The 21,041-nt window shown below is 73.2% G+C and carries 16 protein-coding genes; 6 read left to right on the top strand and 10 right to left on the bottom strand.

Annotation, left to right across the window (positions count from 1 at the left end; translation table 11 throughout):
- The first annotated feature begins 133 nt into the window (after nt 1-133).
- Nucleotides 134-1,240, top strand: coding sequence for a DegT/DnrJ/EryC1/StrS family aminotransferase (locus HTZ77_RS25605; RefSeq protein ID WP_175592245.1), 1,107 nt, complete (start codon nt 134-136; stop codon nt 1,238-1,240).
- Between the two features lie 15 nt (nt 1,241-1,255).
- Here the strand turns inward: HTZ77_RS25605 and HTZ77_RS25610 are convergent, their stop codons facing one another.
- From HTZ77_RS25610 to HTZ77_RS25620, 3 genes are read right to left on the bottom strand one after another with little or no spacing between them, the layout of a single operon-like run.
- Entirely contained in the window at nt 1,256-1,831 is a 576-nt protein-coding gene (locus tag HTZ77_RS25610; protein ID WP_175592246.1) for a dTDP-4-dehydrorhamnose 3,5-epimerase family protein, read from the bottom strand.
- Between the two features lie 20 nt (nt 1,832-1,851).
- Nucleotides 1,852-3,075, bottom strand: coding sequence for a class I SAM-dependent methyltransferase (locus HTZ77_RS25615; RefSeq protein WP_175592247.1), 1,224 nt, complete (start codon nt 3,073-3,075; stop codon nt 1,852-1,854).
- Between the two features lie 26 nt (nt 3,076-3,101).
- The gene (locus HTZ77_RS25620; protein ID WP_175592248.1) at nt 3,102-3,698 is read right to left on the bottom strand and encodes a DUF1707 SHOCT-like domain-containing protein; all 597 of its coding nucleotides are present in this window, start codon (nt 3,696-3,698) and stop codon (nt 3,102-3,104) included.
- A gap of 128 nt (nt 3,699-3,826) precedes the next feature.
- Here HTZ77_RS25620 and HTZ77_RS48370 point away from each other — a divergent pair, with 128 nt between their 5' ends.
- Nucleotides 3,827-5,263 (top strand): NDP-hexose 2,3-dehydratase family protein, encoded by a 1,437-nt coding sequence (locus tag HTZ77_RS48370; RefSeq protein WP_328808760.1) that lies wholly within the window; start codon nt 3,827-3,829, stop codon nt 5,261-5,263.
- On the opposite strand, the gene HTZ77_RS25630 is transcribed toward HTZ77_RS48370, so the two are convergent.
- Together HTZ77_RS25630 and HTZ77_RS25635 are read right to left on the bottom strand one after the other, a co-directional pair.
- Nucleotides 5,244-6,080, bottom strand: a complete 837-nt coding sequence (locus HTZ77_RS25630; protein WP_175592249.1) for a TIGR03621 family F420-dependent LLM class oxidoreductase — start codon at nt 6,078-6,080, stop codon at nt 5,244-5,246. The genes HTZ77_RS48370 and HTZ77_RS25630 overlap by 20 nt on opposite strands.
- Nucleotides 6,077-6,775 (bottom strand): 4'-phosphopantetheinyl transferase family protein, encoded by a 699-nt coding sequence (locus tag HTZ77_RS25635; protein WP_175592250.1) that lies wholly within the window; start codon nt 6,773-6,775, stop codon nt 6,077-6,079. Before HTZ77_RS25635 ends, HTZ77_RS25630 begins: the two co-directional genes overlap by 4 nt.
- 285 nt (nt 6,776-7,060) lie before the next feature.
- Between HTZ77_RS25635 and HTZ77_RS25640 the strand changes: the two genes are divergently transcribed.
- Nucleotides 7,061-8,023, top strand: a complete 963-nt coding sequence (locus HTZ77_RS25640; RefSeq protein ID WP_175592251.1) for an aldo/keto reductase — start codon at nt 7,061-7,063, stop codon at nt 8,021-8,023.
- Here the strand turns inward: HTZ77_RS25640 and HTZ77_RS25645 are convergent.
- From HTZ77_RS25645 to HTZ77_RS25655, 3 genes are all read right to left on the bottom strand, one after another.
- Nucleotides 7,999-8,625 (bottom strand): response regulator transcription factor, encoded by a 627-nt coding sequence (locus tag HTZ77_RS25645; protein ID WP_328808761.1) that lies wholly within the window; start codon nt 8,623-8,625, stop codon nt 7,999-8,001. The two genes, HTZ77_RS25640 and HTZ77_RS25645, sit on opposite strands and share 25 nt — an antisense overlap.
- A 19-nt stretch (nt 8,626-8,644) precedes the next feature.
- Complete coding sequence (locus HTZ77_RS47635; RefSeq protein ID WP_175592253.1) at nt 8,645-9,391, bottom strand: sensor histidine kinase; 747 nt, start codon at nt 9,389-9,391, stop codon at nt 8,645-8,647.
- A gap of 424 nt (nt 9,392-9,815) precedes the next feature.
- Nucleotides 9,816-10,838 carry a UbiA family prenyltransferase gene (locus tag HTZ77_RS25655; RefSeq protein WP_175592254.1) on the bottom strand — a complete coding sequence of 341 codons (1,023 nt, stop codon included), beginning with the start codon at nt 10,836-10,838 and terminating at the stop codon, nt 9,816-9,818.
- Between the two features lie 343 nt (nt 10,839-11,181).
- Between HTZ77_RS25655 and HTZ77_RS25660 the strand changes: the two genes are divergently transcribed.
- Together HTZ77_RS25660 and HTZ77_RS25665 are read left to right on the top strand one after the other, a co-directional pair.
- On the top strand, nt 11,182-13,002 hold the full coding sequence (locus HTZ77_RS25660) for a 2-isopropylmalate synthase (protein ID WP_175592255.1): 1,821 nt from the start codon (nt 11,182-11,184) through the stop codon (nt 13,000-13,002).
- A 45-nt stretch (nt 13,003-13,047) separates the two neighbouring features.
- Entirely contained in the window at nt 13,048-15,882 is a 2,835-nt protein-coding gene (locus HTZ77_RS25665) for a helix-turn-helix transcriptional regulator (RefSeq protein WP_175592256.1), read from the top strand.
- 53 nt (nt 15,883-15,935) lie between these two features.
- Here the strand turns inward: HTZ77_RS25665 and HTZ77_RS25670 are convergent, their stop codons facing one another.
- On the bottom strand, nt 15,936-16,160 hold the full coding sequence (locus tag HTZ77_RS25670) for a DUF5988 family protein (protein WP_175592257.1): 225 nt from the start codon (nt 16,158-16,160) through the stop codon (nt 15,936-15,938).
- 25 nt (nt 16,161-16,185) lie between these two features.
- Complete coding sequence (locus tag HTZ77_RS25675; protein ID WP_175592258.1) at nt 16,186-17,628, bottom strand: acyl-CoA carboxylase subunit beta; 1,443 nt, start codon at nt 17,626-17,628, stop codon at nt 16,186-16,188.
- A gap of 193 nt (nt 17,629-17,821) precedes the next feature.
- On the opposite strand from HTZ77_RS25675, the gene HTZ77_RS25680 reads away from it, so the two are divergent.
- Complete coding sequence (locus HTZ77_RS25680; RefSeq protein WP_175592259.1) at nt 17,822-21,040, top strand: GH92 family glycosyl hydrolase; 3,219 nt, start codon at nt 17,822-17,824, stop codon at nt 21,038-21,040.
- Nucleotide 21,041: the final 1 nt, after the last annotated feature.

Raw genomic sequence — 21,041 nt, forward strand, 5'->3', positions numbered from 1 at the left:
TCGCAAAACTAAATGACCCCCGGCGAGCCGCGTCACCCCTAGCCGCCCCCTCATCCGCACCCCTTTTCTAGGGGTTCCTCCGCCCCGGAGGGCGCTGTTTATCCTGGGCCCGACCCCGGGAGAAGGAGAGTCGATGCCCACGCGCGTCTGGGATTATCTGCCGGAATACGCCGCCGAACGTGACGACATCATGGACGCGGTCGAGACCGTGTTCCGCTCGGGCCGGCTCGTCCTCGGCGAGAGCGTGCGCCGCTTCGAGGAGGAGTTCGCCGCCCGCCACGGCGTGCGCCACTGCGTCGGGGTGGACAACGGCACCAACGCCGTCAAGCTGGGCCTGCAGGCGCTCGGGGTGGGGCCCGGCGACGAGGTGGTGACGGTGTCCAACACGGCGGCGCCGACCGTGGTCGCCATCGACGCCGTGGGCGCGACGCCGGTGTTCGTGGACGTCGATCCGGCCACGTACCTGATGGACGTGGCGGCCGTGGAGGCCGCCGTCACGCCGCGCACCCGCTGCCTGCTGCCGGTCCACCTGTACGGCCAGTGCGTGGACATGGCCCCGCTGGAACGGCTGGCGCAGGAGCGCGGCCTGGCGATCCTGGAGGACTGCGCGCAGGCGCACGGCGCGCTGCACCACGGCCGGCCCGCCGGGTCGATGGGCCGGGCGGCGGCCTTCTCCTTCTACCCGACGAAGGTGCTCGGCGCGTACGGCGACGGCGGCGCGACGATCACCTCGGACGACGAGGTGGAGGCGAACCTGCGGCGGCTGCGCTACTACGGCATGGAGCGCACCTACTACGTCGTGGAGACCCCCGGCCACAACGCGCGGCTGGACGAGGTGCAGGCGGAGATCCTGCGCCGCAAGTTGACCCGCCTCGACCGCTACGTCGAGGACCGCCGGGCCGTGGCCGCCCGCTACGCGGAGGGCCTGGCCGGCACCGGGCTCGTGCTCCCGGCCACCGCCGCGGGCAACACGCACGTCTACTACGTGTACGTGGTCCGCCACCCGCGCCGCGACGAGATCATCGAGGCGCTCCAGGCGTATGACATCCACCTCAACATCAGCTATCCGTGGCCGGTGCACACCATGTCGGGCTTCGCCCACCTCGGCTACGGCCGGGGCAGCCTGCCGGTGACCGAGGAGCTGGCCGGGCAGATCTTCTCGCTGCCGATGTACCCGTCGCTGCCGCGGGGCGTCCAGGACAAGGTCATCGACGCCCTGCGCGAGGTCCTGCGCCACTGACGCCACCCGGCCCGCTCAGCGGGTGTATTCCGGCAGCAGCCCCCGCGCCGCCGCCTCGGCGAGCGTGGGGGCCTGCCTGTCCCGCTCCGACAGCACCGGCGGCCCGAACCCGGCCGGCAGCCGCAGCCCGAGCTCCTCGTCGAACACCGACAGGGTCAGCTCGTGCTCCTTGCGGTACTCGCGCGACAGCAGGTAGCAGACCACCGAGCCGTCCTCCAGGGCCGCGAACGCGTGGCCCACCCCGGGCGGGACGTAGACGGCGCGGGCGGTGTCGGCGGCCAGCTCGACCGCCTCCCACCGGGCGAACGTGGGCGAGCCGACGCGCAGGTCCACGACCATGTCGAGGACCCGGCCCGCCGGGCAGTGGACGTACTTGGCGGTGCCGGGCGGCACCAGCGTGTAGTGCACGCCCCGCACGACGCCGCGCCGCGACACGTTGCGGCTGACCTGCGCGACGGGGAAGAGCGGGCGGCCGACGGCGGCGGCGAAGACGTGCTCCTGGTACGGCGAGGCGAAGTCGCCCCGCTCGTCGTGGAACACCTCGGGGGCGAACTCGACCGCCCCCTCCACCGCCAGCCGCCGATGCCTCATGGCCGGGCTCGTCAGGTTCCTCATCGGTCCCGGACCAGCCGGACCTCGGGCACGTAGAGGATCCAGGCGCCGCCCGCCTCACGGAACGCCTCCTCCTTGGCCATGATCTCGTCGGCGTGGTTCCAGGCGAACAGCAGCGCGTAGTCGGGGTAGGGATCGGCGAACGCCTCGGGGCCGCGCACGGGGATGTGCGAGCCGGGCGTGAGCCGGCCCTGCTTGGCGGGGGTGGTGTCGGACACGAACGAGACGAGGTCGGGGCCGATGCCGCAGTAGTTGAGCACGGTGGCGCTCTTGGCCGTGGCGCCGTAGCCGTACACGCGGGCGCCTTCGTCGCGCAGGCGGGTGAGCAGCGCCACCAGCTCGTCGCGGCCGCGCGCCACGCGCTCGGCGAAGGCCCGCAGCGTGGCCAGGTCGCTGATCCCGGCGGCGTCCTCGGCGGCGAGCAGTTCGGCCACGGCGGGGGCGGGCGTCCGCTCCCCCTGCCGGGCGAGGGTGTAGCGGACCTCGCCGCCGTGGACGGGCAGCCGCTCGACGTCGACCAGCTCGAACCCGTGCCGCCGGGCCATGCCGCGCACCGAGCGGGCGGAGAAGAAGTAGAAGTGCTCGTCGTAGATCTGGTCGTAGGAGGCGCGCTCGACGATGTCGCCGAGGTAGGGGTCCTCGAAGACGAACACGCCGCCGGGACGCAGCAGCGCGGCGACCCCGCTGAGGATGGAGTCCATGTACGGGATGTGACAGAGGGTGTTGGCCGCGTAGACGACGTCGGCGGGCCCGTCCTCGTCCCGGATGGCGGCGGCCGTGGTGGCCTCGAAGAAGTCCTTGCGCACCCGCACGCCCTTGGCGGCGGCGAGGTCGGCGACGCCGCCCGACGGCTCGACGCCGAGGTGCCGCACCCCGGCCTCGGCCACGCGCTGGAGCATGGTGCCGTCGTTGCAGCCGAGTTCGACGACGAACGGGTCGTCGCCGGCCAGCTCGGTGGCGAGGAAGCGCTCGGCGAGGCTCCAGAAGTGCTCGCGCATCACGGCCGAGCCGGACGACAGGTAGGGGTAGCCCTCGTGGAACATGCGCTCGCGGGGCACCTCTTCGAGGAGCTGCACCATGGAGCAGCTCTCGCAGACGCCCACGGCCAGGCGGAAGAAGTACTCCTCCGCCGGGTCACCGGGGGTGACGAAGGCGTCCGAGACCGGCTGGCTCCCGAAGTCGGCGAACTGGTGGAGACGGCCCGAACAGATCCGGCACGCCATGCGTTCCTCCTCAGCTTGCGGCCGGCTCAGGTGACCGGCCGGCGGTACCTCACCCAGACGTCTCCGGTCTGCACGTAGCCCGTGAGCCGTACGGTGACGCCGTCCGGCGCGAGCGGCGCCGGGGGACGGTTGTGGACGGCGCCCATCCACCGGCGGACGACCTGCTCGTCACGGACCTGCCAGCCCCGCGGGACCGCGACCACGATGTCGCCGAACCAGGAGGTGATCTCCACGTCGAGATGGACCTCGCGGTGCGGGCAGTCGGCGAGGGTGAAGTCGATCCGCACCGTGCCCCACCTGCCCGCCTTCGCGCTGATGTGCCGGGGCACCGCCCAGCGGCCCACCTGCGCGACCTTGCCGCTGCCCGTGTGGAGCTGGAGCTCGGCGGGCCCGGGTAAGCCCTGGACGGGGGCCGCGGTGAGGACCGCGGGCAGCGATCCGTCCCTCGGCAGGTCGGCCACGACCTCGTCGAGCTCGCCGAGTGTGCGCGCCCGGTAGGTCAGGTCGATCCGCTCGTTCAGCTCGTCCAGCGTGATCCGTCCCTCGCTCACCGCCACCCGCAGCGCCTCCGCCACGCGTTCGCGGTCCTGGTCACTGGCTCGCACGTCCCGATGATCGGTCATGGCGTCCACCCTAGAAGGCTACGAAGGGCCCGCCCACCGCAGAACCCCTATCCTGCCGGGCTTCCCGGGCCCGGCGGGCGGCTGGGGTGGCGGGCGGGGCGGCCAGGGGTTGAGGGGTGCCGCGGGGCGTGACAGCTTCGGCCTCGGACGACAGGACCCGGGGTGAGGAGCCTGCCATCATCGACGTTCACGACTGGCTCCAGGAGGTCGCCGGGCACACCTCCATGGAGGTGACGCGGCTGCCGCTGGAGGAGCTGCCCGGCTGGCACACGGACCCGGCGACCGGCAACCTGCGGCACGACAGCGGCGGCTTCTTCACCGTCGAGGGGCTCGACGTCCGCCGGCCCGGCGAGCCGGTGCCGGCCTGGACGCAGCCCATCATCAACCAGCCCGAGACCGGCATCCTGGGCATCCTGCTCAAGCGGGTGGACGGAGTGCCGTACGTGCTCATGCAGGCCAAGAACGAGCCCGGCAATCCCGACGGCCCCCAGGTCTCGCCCACGGTGCAGGCCACGCGGAGCAACTACACGCGGGTCCACCAGGGGCGGGCGGTGCCGTACCTGGAGTTCTTCCGCGAGCCGCGCGGCCGGGTGCTCGCCGACACGCGCCAGTCGGAGCAGGGCGCGTGGTTCTACCGCAAGCGCAACCGCAACATGGTGGTGGAGGTCGCGGAGCGCGTGCCGGCCGCCGAGGGGTTCCGGTGGCTGCCGCTCGCGCGGGTGTACGGCCTGCTGGCGGTGCCGGACCGGGTGAACATGGACGCGCGGACCGTGCTGTCCTGCCTGCCGTCCCAGCGTGGCGCGGAGCCCGCCGGCGCCTTCGCGGCGGCGGTGGCCCGCTCCCGCGACGCCTCGCGCGGGGCCCGCCACGAGCTGGGCGAGATCCTGAGCTGGCTCAGCGGGGTCCGCTCCACGGCCGACGTGCGCGCCACGCTGGTGCCCCTCGACCGGGTGCGCGGCTGGCGCCGCTCGGGCGGGCGCATCTCGCACGAGTCGGGCCGCTTCTTCGACGTGATCGGGGTGCGGGTCGAGGCGCGCGGGCGTGAGGTGTCCGGCTGGTCGCAGCCGATGCTCGCGCCGGTGGGCACGGGCCTGGTGGCGTTCCTGGTCCGCCGGATCGGCGGGGTCGTGCACGCGCTCGTGCGGGCGCGCGTGGATCCCGGCTACACCGACGTGGTGGAGCTGGCGCCGACCGTGCAGTGCACGCCGGGCAACTACGACCACCTGCCGCCGGCGGCCCGCCCGCCGCTCGTGGACCTCGTGCTGGACGCCCTGGCCGGCGCGGCGCCGGGGCGGGTGCGCTTCGACACCGTCCTGTCGGAGGAGGGCGGCCGGTTCCACCACGCCCGCAACCGCTACGTCGTGGTCGAGACGGACGACGACCCGCTGCCGGGCCACCCGGGGTTCCGCTGGCTCGCGCTGCACCAGATCGACGATCTGCTGCGGCACAGCTACTACCTCAACGTGGAGGCCCGCAGCCTGACGGCCTGCCTGCACGGCCTGGCCTGGGGCCCCGCGTACGGCGTGCCGTCGCGGCCGCGGATGCTCACCGCAGCAGTTCGATGACCTTGCCGAAGTCGTCCATGGCGGGCTCCATGACCGTGAAGTAGGTGAAGCCGAACGTCTTCTCGTGCCGGCGCACCTGCTCGGCGATGTCCTCGGGGGTGCCGGCGAACAGCATGGGGACGTCCAGGAGCTGCTCGGTGGTCAGGTCGGGGGCGTAGCGGCGCAGGCTCTCCACGCCGGCCCGCCGGTCGCGGGTGAGCACGGTCGCCTTGGACAGGACGTTCAGCTCCAGGTCGGCGGCGCGCGGCCCGGCCTCGCGCCGGGCGAAGGCCACCCGCCGGGTCAGCTCGCGCGCGTCCACGAGGGCCGTCCTGCCGTACTCGGGGCGGAACGGGGCGCCGGTGAAGCTGACGATCTCCGCGCGCCGGGCGGCCAGGCGCAGCACGCGGTCGCCGTGGCCGCCGACCATGAGCGGCGGCATCCGGCCGCCCAGGAGCCCGTCCAGCTCGCCGACCAGCCGCTCCAGGGCCCGTACGCGGTGGCCGGCGCCGAACGGCAGGCCGGCCGCCGCGAACTCCTCCCGCACGTACCCGGTGCCGAGCCCCAGCTCCAGCCGGCCGTCCATGAGCAGGTCCATGGTGGCCACCTCCCGGGCGAGCAGTGCGGGCCGGTGGAAGGAGGCGTTGAGCACGTACGTGCCGATGACCGGCCGCTCGGTGACCTCGGCGGCGAGCAGGGCGGTGGGGAACGGCGCCATCAGGTTGAGATGGTCGGGCACGGCGATGACGTCGTAGCCGAGGGCCTCGGCGCGGCGGCACGTGGCCGTCCACTGGGCGCGCGTGCCGCCCTCGCTGATGAGCACCACCCCGAACCTCATGGCCGCGCCCCCGCCCGGTGGGCGCCGGCGGCCGCGGGCCGGGGCGTCCCGGCCACGGCGATGGCGGTGAGCAGCAGGCCCCGGCCGGCCGTCCAGCGCCCGGTGAAGCCGGTCAGCCGCTCCCCCTGCCAGCGCGGCCCCGAGACCATGAGGTGCGCGGTGAACGTGCCGCGCAGCGGGTCCACGGTGACGGCGGCGTCCTGGAAGTCCAGCCATCGCCCGGCGAGGGGGAACCACGCCTTGTAGACGGCCTCCTTCGTGCTGAACAGCAGGCGGTCCCAGGACGTGCCCGGGTGCCGCTCGGCGAGGCGGCGGACCATGTCGCGCTCCTTGGGCACGGAGACGGCCTCCAGGACGCCGGGCGGCAGCGGGGCGTCCGGCTCGGCGTCGATGCCGATGAGCGCGGGGTAGACGCCGACGGCCGCGGCCCGGTAGCCGGCGCAGTGGGTGATGCTGCCGGTGGTGCCGTGCGGCCAGCAGGGCTCGCCGTACGGGCCGCTGAGCACCGGGACCGGGCGCACGCCGAGCCGCTCCATGGCCTTGCGGGCGCAGTGGCGGGCCGTGGTGAACTCGCGGCGGCGCTTGTCGGCGGCACGGCGCACCAGCTCGGCCTCCTCGGGGAAGAGGGCGGCCTCGGGCGGGTCGTTGAAGGCCTCGAATGCCTTGACGGTCGCCGGCAGGATCTTCTCGATCACACGACCTCCTGACCACCGTCCGCACGGAACACTCGCACAGTAGCCAATGCGGCTAATAGCCCAAAAGACCAACAAAACTCTTTATGGGTCCATGCTGGTTATTAAGGGGTTCAATAGGGGTATTGGGCGTTGCGCACGCCGGAGCTTCCCCTACTATTGGGTAACACCTGAAGCTCGCTAATCGACAGCCGCGCCTGGTCTCCCGCGCAAGACCTGCATTCGTTCCCCGATTTCCCGGTTCCCGATCGGAGCCGGCGATCGGGAAAGGCGCACGGAGGGATTTCGGTGCGTTACACGAGGTTGGGCCGGACGGGGCCGGTCGTCTCCGCCATCGGGCTGGGCTCGCTCGCCCTGGCCGGCGCCTACGGCAGGGCGCACGAGGGCGATGCCGACCGGCTGGTCCGCCGGGCGCTCGACGCGGGGGTGACCCTGCTCGACACCTCCGCCTTCTACGCGCAGGGCCGGGTCGAGCGGCTGATCGGCCGGGCCCTGGCCGGCCGGTCGGACGAGGTGGTGGTGAGCACCCGCGGCGGCGTGCGCGCCCTGGGGCCCGACGGCCGGGTGCTCTACGACGACGACCCCGGCGCGCTGGAACGCGACTGCGACGCCTCGCTCGAACGGCTCGATGCCGAGTGCGTCGACCTGTACTACCTGCACTGCCGTGACGGCCGCGCGCCGGTCGAGGAGAGCATGGGCCGCCTGGCCGAGCTGGTACGGGCCGGGAAGATCCGGTACATCGGGCTGACCAACGCCACGCTGCGGCAGCTTCGCGAGGCCCACGCCGTCCACCCGGTGACCGCCCTGGGCGTCGAGTACTCGGTGTGGGGCCGCTACGCCGACCCCGGCCTGGTCGCCGCGGCGCGCGAGCTGGGCATCGCGCTGGTGGCCGCGCGCCCGCTCGGGCGGGGCTTCCTCACCGGCCGGGTCCGGGTGGACGCCCGGTTCGAGGCGGGCGACTGGCGCCGCGACGACCCCCGCTTCGGGCCCGAGCAGGGCCGCCACTGCGCCGGGCTCCAGGCGCTGGAGGCCGCGGCCGCCCAGCTCGACCTCAGCGCCGGGCGGCTCGCGCTGGCCTGGCTGCTCGCCCAGGGCGAGCACACGGTGCCGGTGCCGAGCACGCGCAGCCAGGTCCACCTGGAGATGAACCTCGCCGCCGCGGCGGTCGAGCTGCCGCCCGAGGTGCGCGACAAGCTGGCCGGCGTCTTCCCGCTCGACGACTGGAATCAGTCGCCGTCGCCCCTGGTCTGAGGCAGGATGAGCGAGCCGGCCAGGGCCTTGTTGACCGCGTCGATGCGCGAGACCGCGTTCAGCTTCAGGAAGATGTTGCGCATGTGCCGCTTCACGGTGGCCTCGGCCAGGCCCAGCCGGCGGGCGATCTGGCTGTTGCTGAGCGCCTGCGCGGCGAGCTGGAGCACCTCCAGCTCCTTCTCCGACAGCACCCCGTTGGCCGGCGCCTCCACGTGGGCCAGGCTGCTGCGCGAGACCGCGAGCACCAGCCTCGACTGGTCCTCGTACACGCTGCGCACGGCCGCGATCAGCTCGTCCCGGTGGACGCTCTTGTGCAGGTAGCCCCGGATGCCGGCGGCGAGCAGCCGGGTGAGGAGCTGCGGTCCGTCGTACATGCTGAGGATGATGATCCGGGTCTCGGGCGACAGCTTCCGGATCCGGGCCACGGTCTCGGTGACCTCGTCCCCGGGGATCTCCACGTCGAGCAGCACCACGTCCGGCTCGGTGTCCTCGACCAGGGCGATCGCCGAGCCGGAGTCGCCGGCCTCGCCCACGACGTCCATGCCGCCGAAGGACTCCAGGATCTCGCGCAGGCCCTCCCTGAACAGGGTGTGGTCGTCCACCAAGGCGACGGAGATGGGGTTAGGCGTCGTCCGGTCCACCGGCCTGTCCTCTGAGTGGGATGTACAGCTCGACGAGGCATCCGCCGCCGGGCTCGCTGGAGACCGCCACCGTACCGCCGAGCAGCTCCGCGCGCTCGCGCATGGAGGTGAGGCCCACGCCGCCGCGTTCGCGGGCGTTCGCCGGGTCGAAGCCCCGCCCGTTGTCGCGGGCCGACGCGATGAGGGCGTGCGGGGCGATGTCCACCTTGAGCAGGATCATCGTCGGGTCGCCGTGGGTGAGCGCGTTGCGCACGGTCTCGCGCAGAATGAGGAACGCCTCGTCGAGCACGCGCGGCTCGACCCACGACTCGTCGCCGTTGACGTCGAACGCGATGGAGACCGAGTCGTCGCCGACCGCCTCCAGGAAGTCCAGCAGCGACTTCTCCAGGTTCTTCACCGGGGTCTGCGGGTGCAGCTCGGAGGTCATCTGGCGCAGGTTGTCCATGGTCTCCTGGATGGCCTGCTGCACCACCACGATCTTGGCGGAGGCCCTGGCGGGGTCGGTCGCCCGGTACGCCTCCGACAGGGCGAGCTGCTGGTGGGCGACGCTCGTGCCGTGGCCGATGCGGTCGTGCAACTCGCGGGCGATCCGGCGGCGCTCGGCCTCCTGGGCCTCATGCACCTGGTTGAGCAGGAAGCCGTTGTAGGTGTCGGCGGCCTCACGGATGCGGCGCGACAGGCTCGCCTCCAGACCGGTCGCGGCCAGCAGGAAACTCTCGGCGCACACGCCGGTTTCGGCGAGGATATGTCGCGTCAGGTGCGAAAGCGCTATCCTGAAGAAAAGTGAGCCTGCCTCAAGTGAGGTTCTGGGATGGACGCCGGCCGCCGCCCGGGCGTTCCCGACCTCCCAGGCATGTAATTTGGAAAGACTACTTATCTGTATCTTTCCTGCGCGCAGCGTAGCGGCGACGTCGTCCAGAACGTAACGGGCCGTGGACAGAGCCTGACCGCGCGCGACGGAATCGGCGAAGAGCGCGTTTCCGCTGCTCCTGAGTGCGCTTTCGAATTCCGTCAGAACTTCTTCGCGACATGCTTCGACGAATCTCGCCGGATCCTCCGCCGCCCCGTGTGCCGCGTCCAAGGTCCACCCTCCGCCATGGGGAGTGCACGAGTGAGCCTAGCATCGCGCAGCGGGCACACTAATGCAACACTTATGGCCATATATTAGTCAGAAGAGGGGTAATGTGTAGTAGATGCTGCGTTAACATGAATGCCCGGTAAGGGCGGCGGCGGACGCCACGACCGGCACTACCTGTACGCTTTCCGGCAGCAAGTGTTCCGGCGTCAGTTCCGCCATCAGTTCCGGTCATCCTTCCGGCCAGCATCACGGCCACGACCCCGCCCGCCATGACCGCGACCACCGCCGTCAGCGGCACCCTCAGGAGCGCCACCGCGAGCCCGAACGCCCCCAGCACGCCGAGCGCCGCGGCCGCCATCACCTGACGCGAACGCCGCTCGCCGAGGAGCACCCCGAGCGTACGCCGTCCCGCCGCCGTGTCACCCGGGATGTCCGACAGATCCTTGGCCGGCACCCCCACGAGCACCATCCAGCACGTGGCCGCCCCGGCGAACACGACCAGCCGAATCAAGGCCGGCCCCACCGCCGGCCCGACCCCAGCCGAGCCCGCCCCGAGTCCGATTGTGGCCGAGTCCGCCACCACGGCTCCCGCCAGGTACGACAGCAGCCCCGACAGGCACAGCACCGCGACCGTGCCGCCGCAGCTGTCCTTCAGCGGCCACGGCGGCCCCGAGTACAGGAAGCCCAGCACGAGGTTCGCCACGATGATCCACGTCATGACGTGCGGCAGGCCCGCGGTCACCGCGAGCGACGCCGCCCCGGCCGTCGCGGCCACCACTCCGGCGGTCCGCGGGGCGAGCTCCCCGCGCGCGATCGGCCGGCCGGACCCGTTGATCCGGTCCTCGGCCACGTCCGTGACACCGTTGAACAGGTAGACGGCGAAGATGGACAGGACCCACGCGAGTCCGCCCTGCACCACCTTCAGCGGATCGGGGTCCGGCACGGCGGGCAGCATGAGCGCCACCCCCGCCAGGTAGCGCAGCGCCGACACGGCGAGCACCCCCGGGCGGGCCTCGGCGACGCACAGCAGCGGCACGCGGACGGCGGCGAGAAAGAGGAGGGAACGAGGGGCCGAGGATGTCCAGGAAGCGGCCATAGCCCGGATTGTGACCCCAGGAACGGGGCCCGGTTAAGGGAGTAACCCAAAAGGTGTAGCGGGGCTGCGCCTTTCGATACCCGGTCGTACTCCCCCTGGATATCCGCCCCTGAACTCCTGGTTCACCGTCTTGCCGGGCCCGGGCGACCCCTATAGCTTCAGGGCCATCGCACCGAGATTATGACCGGCCCTCCCCAGCGGAACCGTTTGTTCACACCCTAGTATTGCGGAATTTGCACTCTAGCCCCGGGGCCGGCGAAAGCGGAAGACCCGCTGACCGCGCCGCGATTCCACCGTTGTGATCCTCCTGGCGAAGCCGTGTCCCCGGAAAGGAAATCCGACGATGCAGGGTGCCGAACGCTATACCGGATTCACCCCCCTCGACCTCACCGACCGCACCTGGCCGAGCCGGCGCATCACCTCGCCGCCGCGCTGGCTGTCCACCGACCTGCGCGACGGCAACCAGTCGCTGGCCCGGCCGATGAGCCCCGAGCGCAAGCTCGTGATGTTCGACCTCCTCGTGTCCATGGGCTACAAGGAGATCGAGGTCGGCTTCCCCGTGGCCAGCCAGGACGACCACGACTTCGTCCGGCAGCTCATCGAGCAGGACCGCATCCCGGACGACGTGCGGATCACCGTGCTCACCCAGGCCCGCGAGGAGCTGATCCGGGCCACCCTCGACTGCCTCAGGGGCGCGCCGCGCGCCACGATCCACATCTACAACGCGACGTCGCCGCTGTTCCGCGAGGTGGTCTTCGACCTCGACCGGACCGGCTGCAAGGAGCTCGCGGTACGGGCCACGCGGGTGATGATGGAGCACGCCGAGCGGACGCTGCCCGACTGCGACCTCGGCTACCAGTACTCCCCCGAGCTGTTCAACGAGACCGAGCTGGACTTCTCGCTGGAGGTCTGCGAGGCGGTCATGGACGTCTGGCGGCCCGGACCGGGGCGCGGCATCATCCTCAACTTCCCGACCACGGTCGAACGCTCCCTGCCGAACGTCTTCGCCGACCAGATCGAGTGGCTCGGCCGGCACCTGTCGCACCGCGAGCACGTGTGCCTGTCGATCCACCCGCACAACGACCGCGGCACCGGCGTCGCCTCCGCCGAGCTGGCCCTGCTCGCCGGCGCCGAGCGGATCGAGGGCTGCCTGTTCGGCAACGGCGAGCGGGCGGGCAACGTCTGCCTGGTCACGCTCGGCATGAACCTGTACTCCCACGGCGTCGACCCGGGCATCGACTTCTCCGACATCAACGCCGTCCGGCGCACCGTCGAGCTGTGCAACCAGCTCCCCGTCCACCCGCGCCACCCCTACGGCGGCGACCTCGTCTACACCGCCTTCTCCGGCTCGCACCAGGACGCCATCAACAAGGGCTTCGAGGACCTCGAACGCCGCGCCGCCGGTCAGGGCGTGGCCGCCGCCGACCTGCCCTGGCGGGTGCCGTACCTGCCGGTGGACCCGGCCGACGTGGGCCGCACGTACGAGGCGGTGGTACGGATCAACAGCCAGTCCGGCAAGGGCGGCGTGGCGTACGTGATGAGCGCCTGGCACGGCCTGAACCTGCCCCGCGGCCTGCAGGCCGACCTGGCGGGGCGCGTCCAGGCGCGGACCGACGCGGAGGGCGGCGAGCTGTCGCCGAGCCGGATCGGCGCGCTGTTCGAGGAGGAGTACCTCCACCGCGGCGACCCGGCCGAGCCGCTGCCGGCCGGCGGCGCGCCCGTGACCGCGACGCTGTACGTCGACGGCGGGTTCGAGGTCAGCGGGGCGCGCGCGGACGCGGTCCGCACGATCGGGGCGGTGCTCGCGCCGTGGGGCATCGACGTCCGCGCGGTCCACCGCACCGCGCCGGCGCTGGACGACCGCCGGATGACGCCCGACCGGCCGGCGCTGGGCGGACGGTCGCCGGACGAGGTCGTGATCTACGCCGAGTGCGGGACGGGCCAGGCCGCGGCGTGGGGCGCCGGCATCGGCCGCGACGTGCCCGCCGCCGCGTACGCCGCGGTCCGCGCCGCGTGCGCCCGGCTGGTCGCCGCCGCGGAAGGCCACGCCGTCCCGGACGGCGCCTTCCATGATCACGCCTTCGCGGCGCAGCAGCACCCGGCGGCCTCCGGCCGTACGGGGTGCTCCGCCCGGCGGCGCCCCCTGGAGCACGCGGGCCACTGACCGGCACGGGCCACCCACCACCGACGACACCCGAGGAGGGCCATCATGGCCGTGGACGACGAGCGGCGGGCGATGTCCCTGCTGCACGGTCTGCTGGAGGAGGCGGTGGCCGGCCGCGGGCGGATCGCCGTGGTCACGGGCGCCATCGCCACCGGCAAGAGCCGCCTGCTGTACGGCTTCGCCGACGAGGCGTTCGAGCACGGCGCGCTCCCGCTGAGCGCCATGGGCTCGCGCGCCGAGCGCGACCTGCCCCTCGGAGTGCTGGCGCAGCTCCTGCACAACGCGCCGATGACCGAGGAGCACCGGGCGACCATGCTGAGCCTGCTGCACGAGGGCGCGCGCACGCACCTCGCGAGCGACCCGCGCGCCGACGCGATCGAGCACGTGGACGTCCAGATCGTGGACGCGCTCTGCACGGTCCTGCTGGAGCTGGCGGAGCGCTGCCCGCTGGTCGTCGCGGTGGACGACATGCACCTCGCCGACCGCGCCTCGCAGCTCTGCCTGGCGTACCTGGCGCGCCGGGTGAAGTACGCGCGGATCATGCTGCTCCTCGGCACGCCCGGCCACCAGGGGCACCCGCCGAACCTCCTGCACACCGAGGTGCTCGGCCAGCCGCACTGCCGGCAGGTGCGGCTCGGCCACCTCTCGCAGCAGGGCGTGGCCGAGCGGGTGACGCTGCTGGCCGGGGAGGAGGCGGCGGCCCGGTACGCGGCGCGCTGCCACGAGGTGAGCGGCGGCAACCGGCTCCTCGTGGACGCGGCGCTGGAGGACCTCCAGGAGAGCGGCGCCCCGGGCGAGCGGTACGGCGAGGCCGTGGTCGCCTGCCTGCACCGCGCCGGGCCGGAGGCGCTGCTCATGGCCCGCGCGCTGGCCGTCGCGGGCACCACGTCCGCGGCGGCCCGCCTGCTCGGCCGCACCGGCACGGACGACGGCGACCAGGACCGGCCGCACGAGGGCCGGCCGGACCGGCCGCACGGAGGCCGGCTGCACGCGGGCGACCAGGACCGGCCCTGCGAGCGGGCCGACGCGGCGCGGGCCGAGCAGGCGCTGGCCGGGGCCGGGCTGCTCGACGGCGGCCGGTTCCGTCACGAGGCGGCGCGGACCGTGGTGCTGACCGGGCTGGACGGCGCCGAGCGCGCCCGGCTGCACCGCGGCGCCGCCGAGCTGGCCTACCACGACGGCGCCCCCGTGGCGGTCGTGGCCGAGCACCTCCTCCAGGCCGGCCACGCCGGCCAGCCGTGGGCGCTGCCCGTGCTGGAGGAGGCCGCCGAGCAGGCGCTGCGCGACGGTGACGTGGAGCCCGCCATCGAGTACCTCAAGCTGGCCTGGCAGGCGTGCGCCGACGAGCGGCGCCGCGCCCGGATCACCACCACGCTGGTGCGCGCCAAGTGGCGCATCAACCCGAGCACCCCCGCGGGTCACCTCGCCGAGCTGACCACCGCCCTGCGCAACGGCAACCTGGGCGGCGGCGACGCCGTGGTGCTGGCCAAGGCGCTGTTGTGGCACGGGCACGACGCCGACGCCAAGGACGTCCTCGCCCGCCTCGCCGAGCTCGGGGAGCCGGACCGCGAGACGGTGGCCGAGCTGGCGGCGGCGCGGGCCTGGTTCCGCAGCAGCTACCCGTCGTTCCTGTCGCACCTGCCCGTGCTCAGCGAGGAGCAGGCCAGCGGCGCGGCGCACTCGCTCACCGTGGGCCGCCGCCTGGAGTCGGCGGGGGCGCTGGCCCGCGCGCTGGCCGGCGAGTGCCCCGACGAGCCGGCGGCCACCGCCGAGCGGGTGCTGCGCGGCTGCCGCCTGGACGAGATGTCCATGGACACGGTCGAGAGCGCGCTGCTCACCCTCACCTACACGGGCCGGGCGGACCGGGCCGCGCCGTGGTGCGACGCGTTCATCGCCGAGGCCGCCTCCCGCCACGCCCCCAGCCGCCAGGCGCGGCTGTCGGCGATCCGCGCGGAGATCCACCTGCGGCGGGGCGACCTCGCGGGCGCGGTGGACGACGCGCGCCGCGCCCTGGAGATCATCCCGCCGGCGAGCTGGGGGGTGGCCGTCGGCGGGCCGCTCGGCAGCCTGCTGCTGGCCGGCGCGGCCATGGGCCGCTTCGAGGAGTTCCTGCCCCAGGCCGACCGGCCGGTTCCGGAGGCGATGCTGGAGACGCGCTTCGGCCTGCACTACCTGTACGGCCGGGGCCGCTTCCACCTGATGGCCGGCCAGCCCCGGCAGGCGCTGCGCGACCTGCGGCTGTGCGGCGAGCTCATGCGGGCGTGGGGGCTGGACACGCCGGGGTTCATCGCGTGGCGGCTGGACGTGGCCGAGGCGCTGGTCCGGCTGGAGGAGACGGAGGAGGCGCGGCTGCTGGTCGAGGACCAGCTCGCCCGCTGCGACCGCCGCTGCGCCCGGGTCCACGGGGCCGGGCTCCGGCTGCTGGCCGCCACCGGCGAGCCGCGCCACCGGGTCATGGTGCTGCGCCAGTCGGCCGAGCTGCTCCAGTCGAGCGGCGACCGGTACGAGCTGGCCAGGACGCTCGGTGACCTCACGGAGGCGTACCGGGCGATGGGCGAGTTCCGGCGCGCGTGGATGGTGGGACGGCGGGCGCGCGCCCTGGCCGACGAGTGCCAGATCACGGTCCTCGACCCGGACCTCGCGCCCGGCGAGGACGGCGAAGGGGGCGAGGCCGAGCCGGTCGGGCTGCGGCCCGTGCTCAGCGACGCCGAGCGGCGGGTCGCCGCGCTGGCGGCCGACGGCTACTCCAACCGGGAGATCTCCGGCAAGCTGTTCATCACGGTCAGCACGGTGGAGCAGCACCTGACGCGGATCTACCGCAAGCTCAACGTCACTCGCCGCACCGAGCTGCCGGCCGACCTGATGAGCCGCCAGGCCTGAACACACCGGGGCCCCGCCGGGAGAGGTCACCCGGCGGGGCCCCGGCGCGTGCGTCATTCGGCGATGGCGGTGTGCATGACCCACTGGAAGACCAGGGCGTCGGCGCCGTCGACCGTGGTGCTCTCGCCGTGGTGCCGGAAGTGCTCGTAGCCGGCGCCGTGCGGCAGCTTGAGCGTGTCTGTGCCGGCGCTGACCCGCTGGACGCGCCGGTCCACCGGCAGGTGCTCGGGCCCGCCGACGAGGACGGCGGTGATCTCTTGGGACACGGTGGGTGACATGGTGCCTCCTGGTGGACGGCAGGGTTCACAAGGGGATGTTGGAGTGGCGCCCCCGGGCCCGCGGCGCGCGCGCCAGCGCCTCGGCGAGCCGCAGGCGCGTGGTCTCCGGCGCGATGACCTCGTCGACCACGCCCAGCGCCGTCGCCCGCTCCACGCCGCCCGCGATCCGGCGGTGCTCCTCGGTGAGGACGGCGCGCAGCGCCTCGCGCTCGTGCTCCGGCGCCGCCGCGAGCCGCTTGCGGTGCAGCACGCCGACGGCCGACTCGGCGCCCATGACCGCCACCTCGGCGTCCGGCCAGGCGAAGACCGCGGTCGCGCCGAGCGAGCGGGAGTTCATCGCGATGTAGGCGCCCCCGTACGCCTTGCGGGTGATCAGCGTGACGCGGGGCACGACGGACTCGGCGAAGGCGTGCAGCAGCTTGGCGCCGCGCCGCACGACGCCGCCCCACTCCTGGTCGACGCCCGGCAGGTAGCCGGGGACGTCCACCAGCACGACGAGCGGGACGCCGTGGGAGTCGCACATGCGCACGAACCGGGCGCTCTTCTCGGCCGACAGCGAGTCGAGACAGCCGCCCTTGCGGATGGGGTTGTTGGCCAGCACGCCGACGGTCCGGCCGGCGAGCCGGCCGAGCCCGGTCAGGACGTTGGCCGCCCAGCGCGGCTGGAGCTCCTCGAAGACGGGCCCGCCGGCGTCGCGGTCGAGCAGGGCGTGGACGAGCGGGCGCACGTCGTACGCGCGGCGCGGCGACTCCGGCAGCAGCCCCCGCGGATCGGGAAGGGGCGAGGCCGGGGCGGTCAGGTCGAACGTGCCCGGCCGGCTGAAGAACCCGGCCAGGCGGCGCGCCCGCGCGTACGCCTCCTCCTCGTCCGCGACCGTGACGTGCGCGACGCCCGACCTCGGGCCATGGGTGTCCGGGCCGCCGAGCCCGGCCATGTCGATCACCTCGCCGGTGACGCTGCGCACGATGTCCGGCCCGGTCACGAAGACCCGGGCGTCCCTGGCCATGATGACGACGTCGGTGAGGGCGGGCCCGTAGGCGGCGGCTCCGGCCGCGGGGCCGAGCACGACCGAGATCTGCGGCACCACGCCCGAGGCCAGCGTCATCGCGGCGAACATCCGGCCCACGCCGTCCATCGACTCGACCCCGTCGGCGAGCCGGGCACCGCCCGAGTGCCACAGGCCGATCACCGGGCAGCCGTGCAGGACGGCCGTGTCGATGGCCTCGACGACGCGCCGCGCCCCCGCCGCGCCGAGCGAGCCGCCCATCAGCCGGGCGTCCGTGCAGTAGGCCACGACCGGCAGCCCGTCGATCAGCCCGTGCACGGCCTGGACGCCGCTGCCGTCGTCGTCGTGGAGCGGCACGGCCGAGCCCGGGTCGAGCAGCCGTCCCAGCCGTACCTCGGGCGCCCGGCCGTCGAGCAGGGAGTCTGCGGAGTCGCCGATCGGGACCGGGGGCGAGACAGTCATCGCGGGAACTCCTCCGGCTGGTGTGCGGCACAGGGACCTTCTGCGAATGTGCCAACGGCCCCGGGGCCGCGCCAACCCCTATTCGGGCCTGCGGCGGCCCGCGCCACTGGCAGGCTCTGGCCGTCGTTTCTGCTCGTTGACCGCCTCCGACGACCGGCGTTTCGATGCAGCAAACCGCCTTTTGGAGGCCCGCATGTCCCCGTGGTCCTTATCCGTATCCACTGTCACCGTCCTGCTCGCCGCCTTGGCGTTGCCGCCCGGCGCCCCGCCGCGCGCCGTCGCCACCGACGACACGGGCAGCGTGATCAGCCCGGTGGAGCTGGTCAACGTGTTCCACGGCACGAAGGAGGCGGCGCTCGATTTCGGTCACGGCGGAGGCGGCGGCATGACGTTCCCCGGCGCCGTCCTGCCGTTCGGCATGATGCAGTGGAGCCCCGACACCGTGGAGAGCGCCGGAGGCGGCTACCGGTACGAGGACAACCGGCTGCGCGGCTTCTCGATGACGCACATCTCCGGGCCCGGTTGCAACGGCGCGCAGGACTTCCCCGTCATGCCCTTCTCCGGGAAGATCGGCCGCTCCCCCGCCACGCACGGCATGGACTACGTCCAGACGTACAAGCACGAGAACGAGAAGGCCGCGCCCGGCTTCTACAGCAGCACGCTCGACACCGGCATCTCCACCGAGCTGTCGGTCAGCGCCCGCGCCGGCGTCGCCCGCTTCGCCTTCCCGGCGGGCAAGCCCGCCACGCTGCTGCTCAACACCAGCGGCTCCATCAACGGCGTGGACGACGGCGAGACCCGCGTCGGCCAGAACACGGTCGAGGGCTGGATCAAGACCGGCGGCTTCTGCGGCCCGCCCCTGCGCTACAAGGTGTACTTCCACGCCACCTTCGACCAGCCGTTCACCGGCTACGGCACGTGGAAGAACGACGAGGTGCGGCCGGGCACGCAGACCACGGACGACGCCTCGAAGGCCCGCGCCCGGGCCGACCTGGTCACCGGTGAGGACGTCACCGTCGACGGGCCCGGCTCCGGGGCGTACCTGGAGTTCGACCCGGCCAGGCCGGTGCAGATGCGCGTCGGCCTGTCGTACGTGAGCATCGACGGCGCGCGGGCCAACCTCGGCAAGGAGATCGGCGCCAAGACCCTCGACCAGGTGCGCCAGGACGCCACGGCCGTCTGGGACAAGCGGCTCGGCCAGGTGCGGATCGCCGGCGGCACCGAGGACCAGCGGCGCACGTTCTACAGCAACCTGTACCACGCGCTGCTCCAGCCGTACGTCTTCGAGGACGTGGACGGCACCTACACCGGCTTCGACGGCAAGCCGAGGACCGTGCGGGCCGGGCACCACCAGTACGCGACGTTCTCCGGCTGGGACATCTACCGTTCCGAGGCGCAGCTCCTCGCGCTGCTCGCGCCCGACGTGGCCGCCGACATCGCGCAGTCGATGTACGACAACGCCCAGGCGATCGGCAACGTCTGGGACCGCTGGTCGCACCAGACGGCCGTCACCGGCGTCATGGTCGGCGACCCGTACCACAGCATCCTGTCCACCATGTACGCCTTCGGCGCCCGCGACTTCGACGCGGGCCCGGCGCTGAAGGCGATGGCCGAGGCCGCCCGCCGCGTCGGCGCGAAGGACATCGGCCACCCCGAGGCGCAGTACGACGAGCGGCCCGGCAACGCCGACTACATGGCCAAGGGCTACGTGCCGTCCGACCCGTCGTCCACGCTGGAGTACGCCGTCGCCGACTTCGGGATCGCGCAGCTCGCCGGCCGGCTCGGCGACCAGACGACGGCCACGGAGTTCATGAAGCGCGCCCAGTCGTGGCAGAACCTGTACAACCCGGGCAACGGGTGGATCCAGCCGCGCACGGGCGACGGATCGTTCACCGCGCCCTTCGACCCGGCCGCGCCGGACGTCTACATGGAGGGCAACGGCGCCCAGTACCACTGGATGGTGCCGCACAACCCGCAGGGACTGTTCGCCGCGATGGGCGGCCTGGGCAAGGTCGTCCCCCGGCTCGACGAGTACTTCAAGAAGCTGAACGCGGGACCGCGCGAGCCGTACGCCTACCTGGGCAACGAGATCGCCCTGCAGTCGCCGTGGCTGTACGCGTGGGCGGGGCAACCGTACAAGACGCAGAACCTGGTGCGCCGGGTGCAGCAGGAGCTGTTCAAGTCCGGCCCCGACGGGCTCGTCGGCAACGACGACCTCGGCACCATGGGCGCCTGGTACGTGTGGTCGGCCATGGGCCTGTTCCCGGCCATCCCCGGCCGGGCCGAGCTGCTGGTCAGCACGCCGCTGTTCGACAAGGTCACGGTCTCCCGGCCGGCCGGCGACATCGTCGTCAGCGCCCCCAACGCGGCCAACCGCTACATCCAGACGCTGCGCGTGAACGGCTTCGCGACGAGCAGGGCGTGGCTGCCCGAGTCGTTCGCGACCCAGGGCGGGCGGCTCGACTTCACGCTCGGCGCGTCGCCCAACCCGGCGTTCGGCGCCGACCCGCGCAACGCGCCCCCGTCGTTCGGCCAGGGCTCCAAGCCGTACCTCGCCGGTCTCACCCCCGGCGCCGCGCCCGTCGAGCCCGGCGGCGCGGTGGACGCGGAGCTGTCGGTCCAGTCGCTCGGCGCGGCGGCCACGGTGACCTGGCAGGCCAAGCCGCCCGCCGGCATCACGGTGTCACCGGCGAGCGGGACGCTCAGCGTGCCGGCCGGCGGCCGCGCGGCGGTGAAGGTGCGGATCTCCGTGGCCGCCGGCACGGGGCTGGACCTGGTGACCGTGCCCGTCGCCGTGGGCGACCTGACCGCGAGCACGCGGCTCAACGTGGCCAAGCGCGGCACGATCGCCTGGTACCACAACAACGCCGGCATCGGCGACGCCGCCGGGCCCGACGAGGCCAACATCGACGGGCCGGGCTTCAGCTACCCGGCGCACTCGCTGTCCGACGCCGGCCTCAAGCCGGGCGCCACGGTCGCCTGGAAGGGCTTCTCCTTCACCTGGCCCAACCGCAGGCCCGGCCAGGTGGACAACCTGCGGCCCGGCACCCAGCCCATCGAGATGGCCGCGCCCGCCGGGGCCACCAAGCTGGCCTTCCTCGGCGCGGGGGTCAACGGGTGGCCCGAGACGGAGGTGACGATCACCTACACCGACGGCTCGACCGGCACCGGGAAGCTCGGGTTCAGCGAGTGGATCCTGGACTTCGGCGGGGCGCAGCCCGCGTTCGGCAACGAGATCGTGGCCAGCGCGCCGTTCCGGCTCTTCTGGGGCTCGTGGGCGTTGCAGCCGATCGGCACGCACGTGTTCGCGGCGCAGCCGATCGCGCTCGACCCGGCCAAGACGGTCAGGAGCGTGACGTTCTCCACGCCCGAGGACGGGGAGCTGCACCTGTTCGCCTGGGCGTTCGCCTGAT

It is taken from the genome of Nonomuraea montanisoli (genome assembly GCF_013363975.1).
In the GTDB taxonomy this organism is placed as follows: domain Bacteria; phylum Actinomycetota; class Actinomycetes; order Streptosporangiales; family Streptosporangiaceae; genus Nonomuraea; species Nonomuraea montanisoli.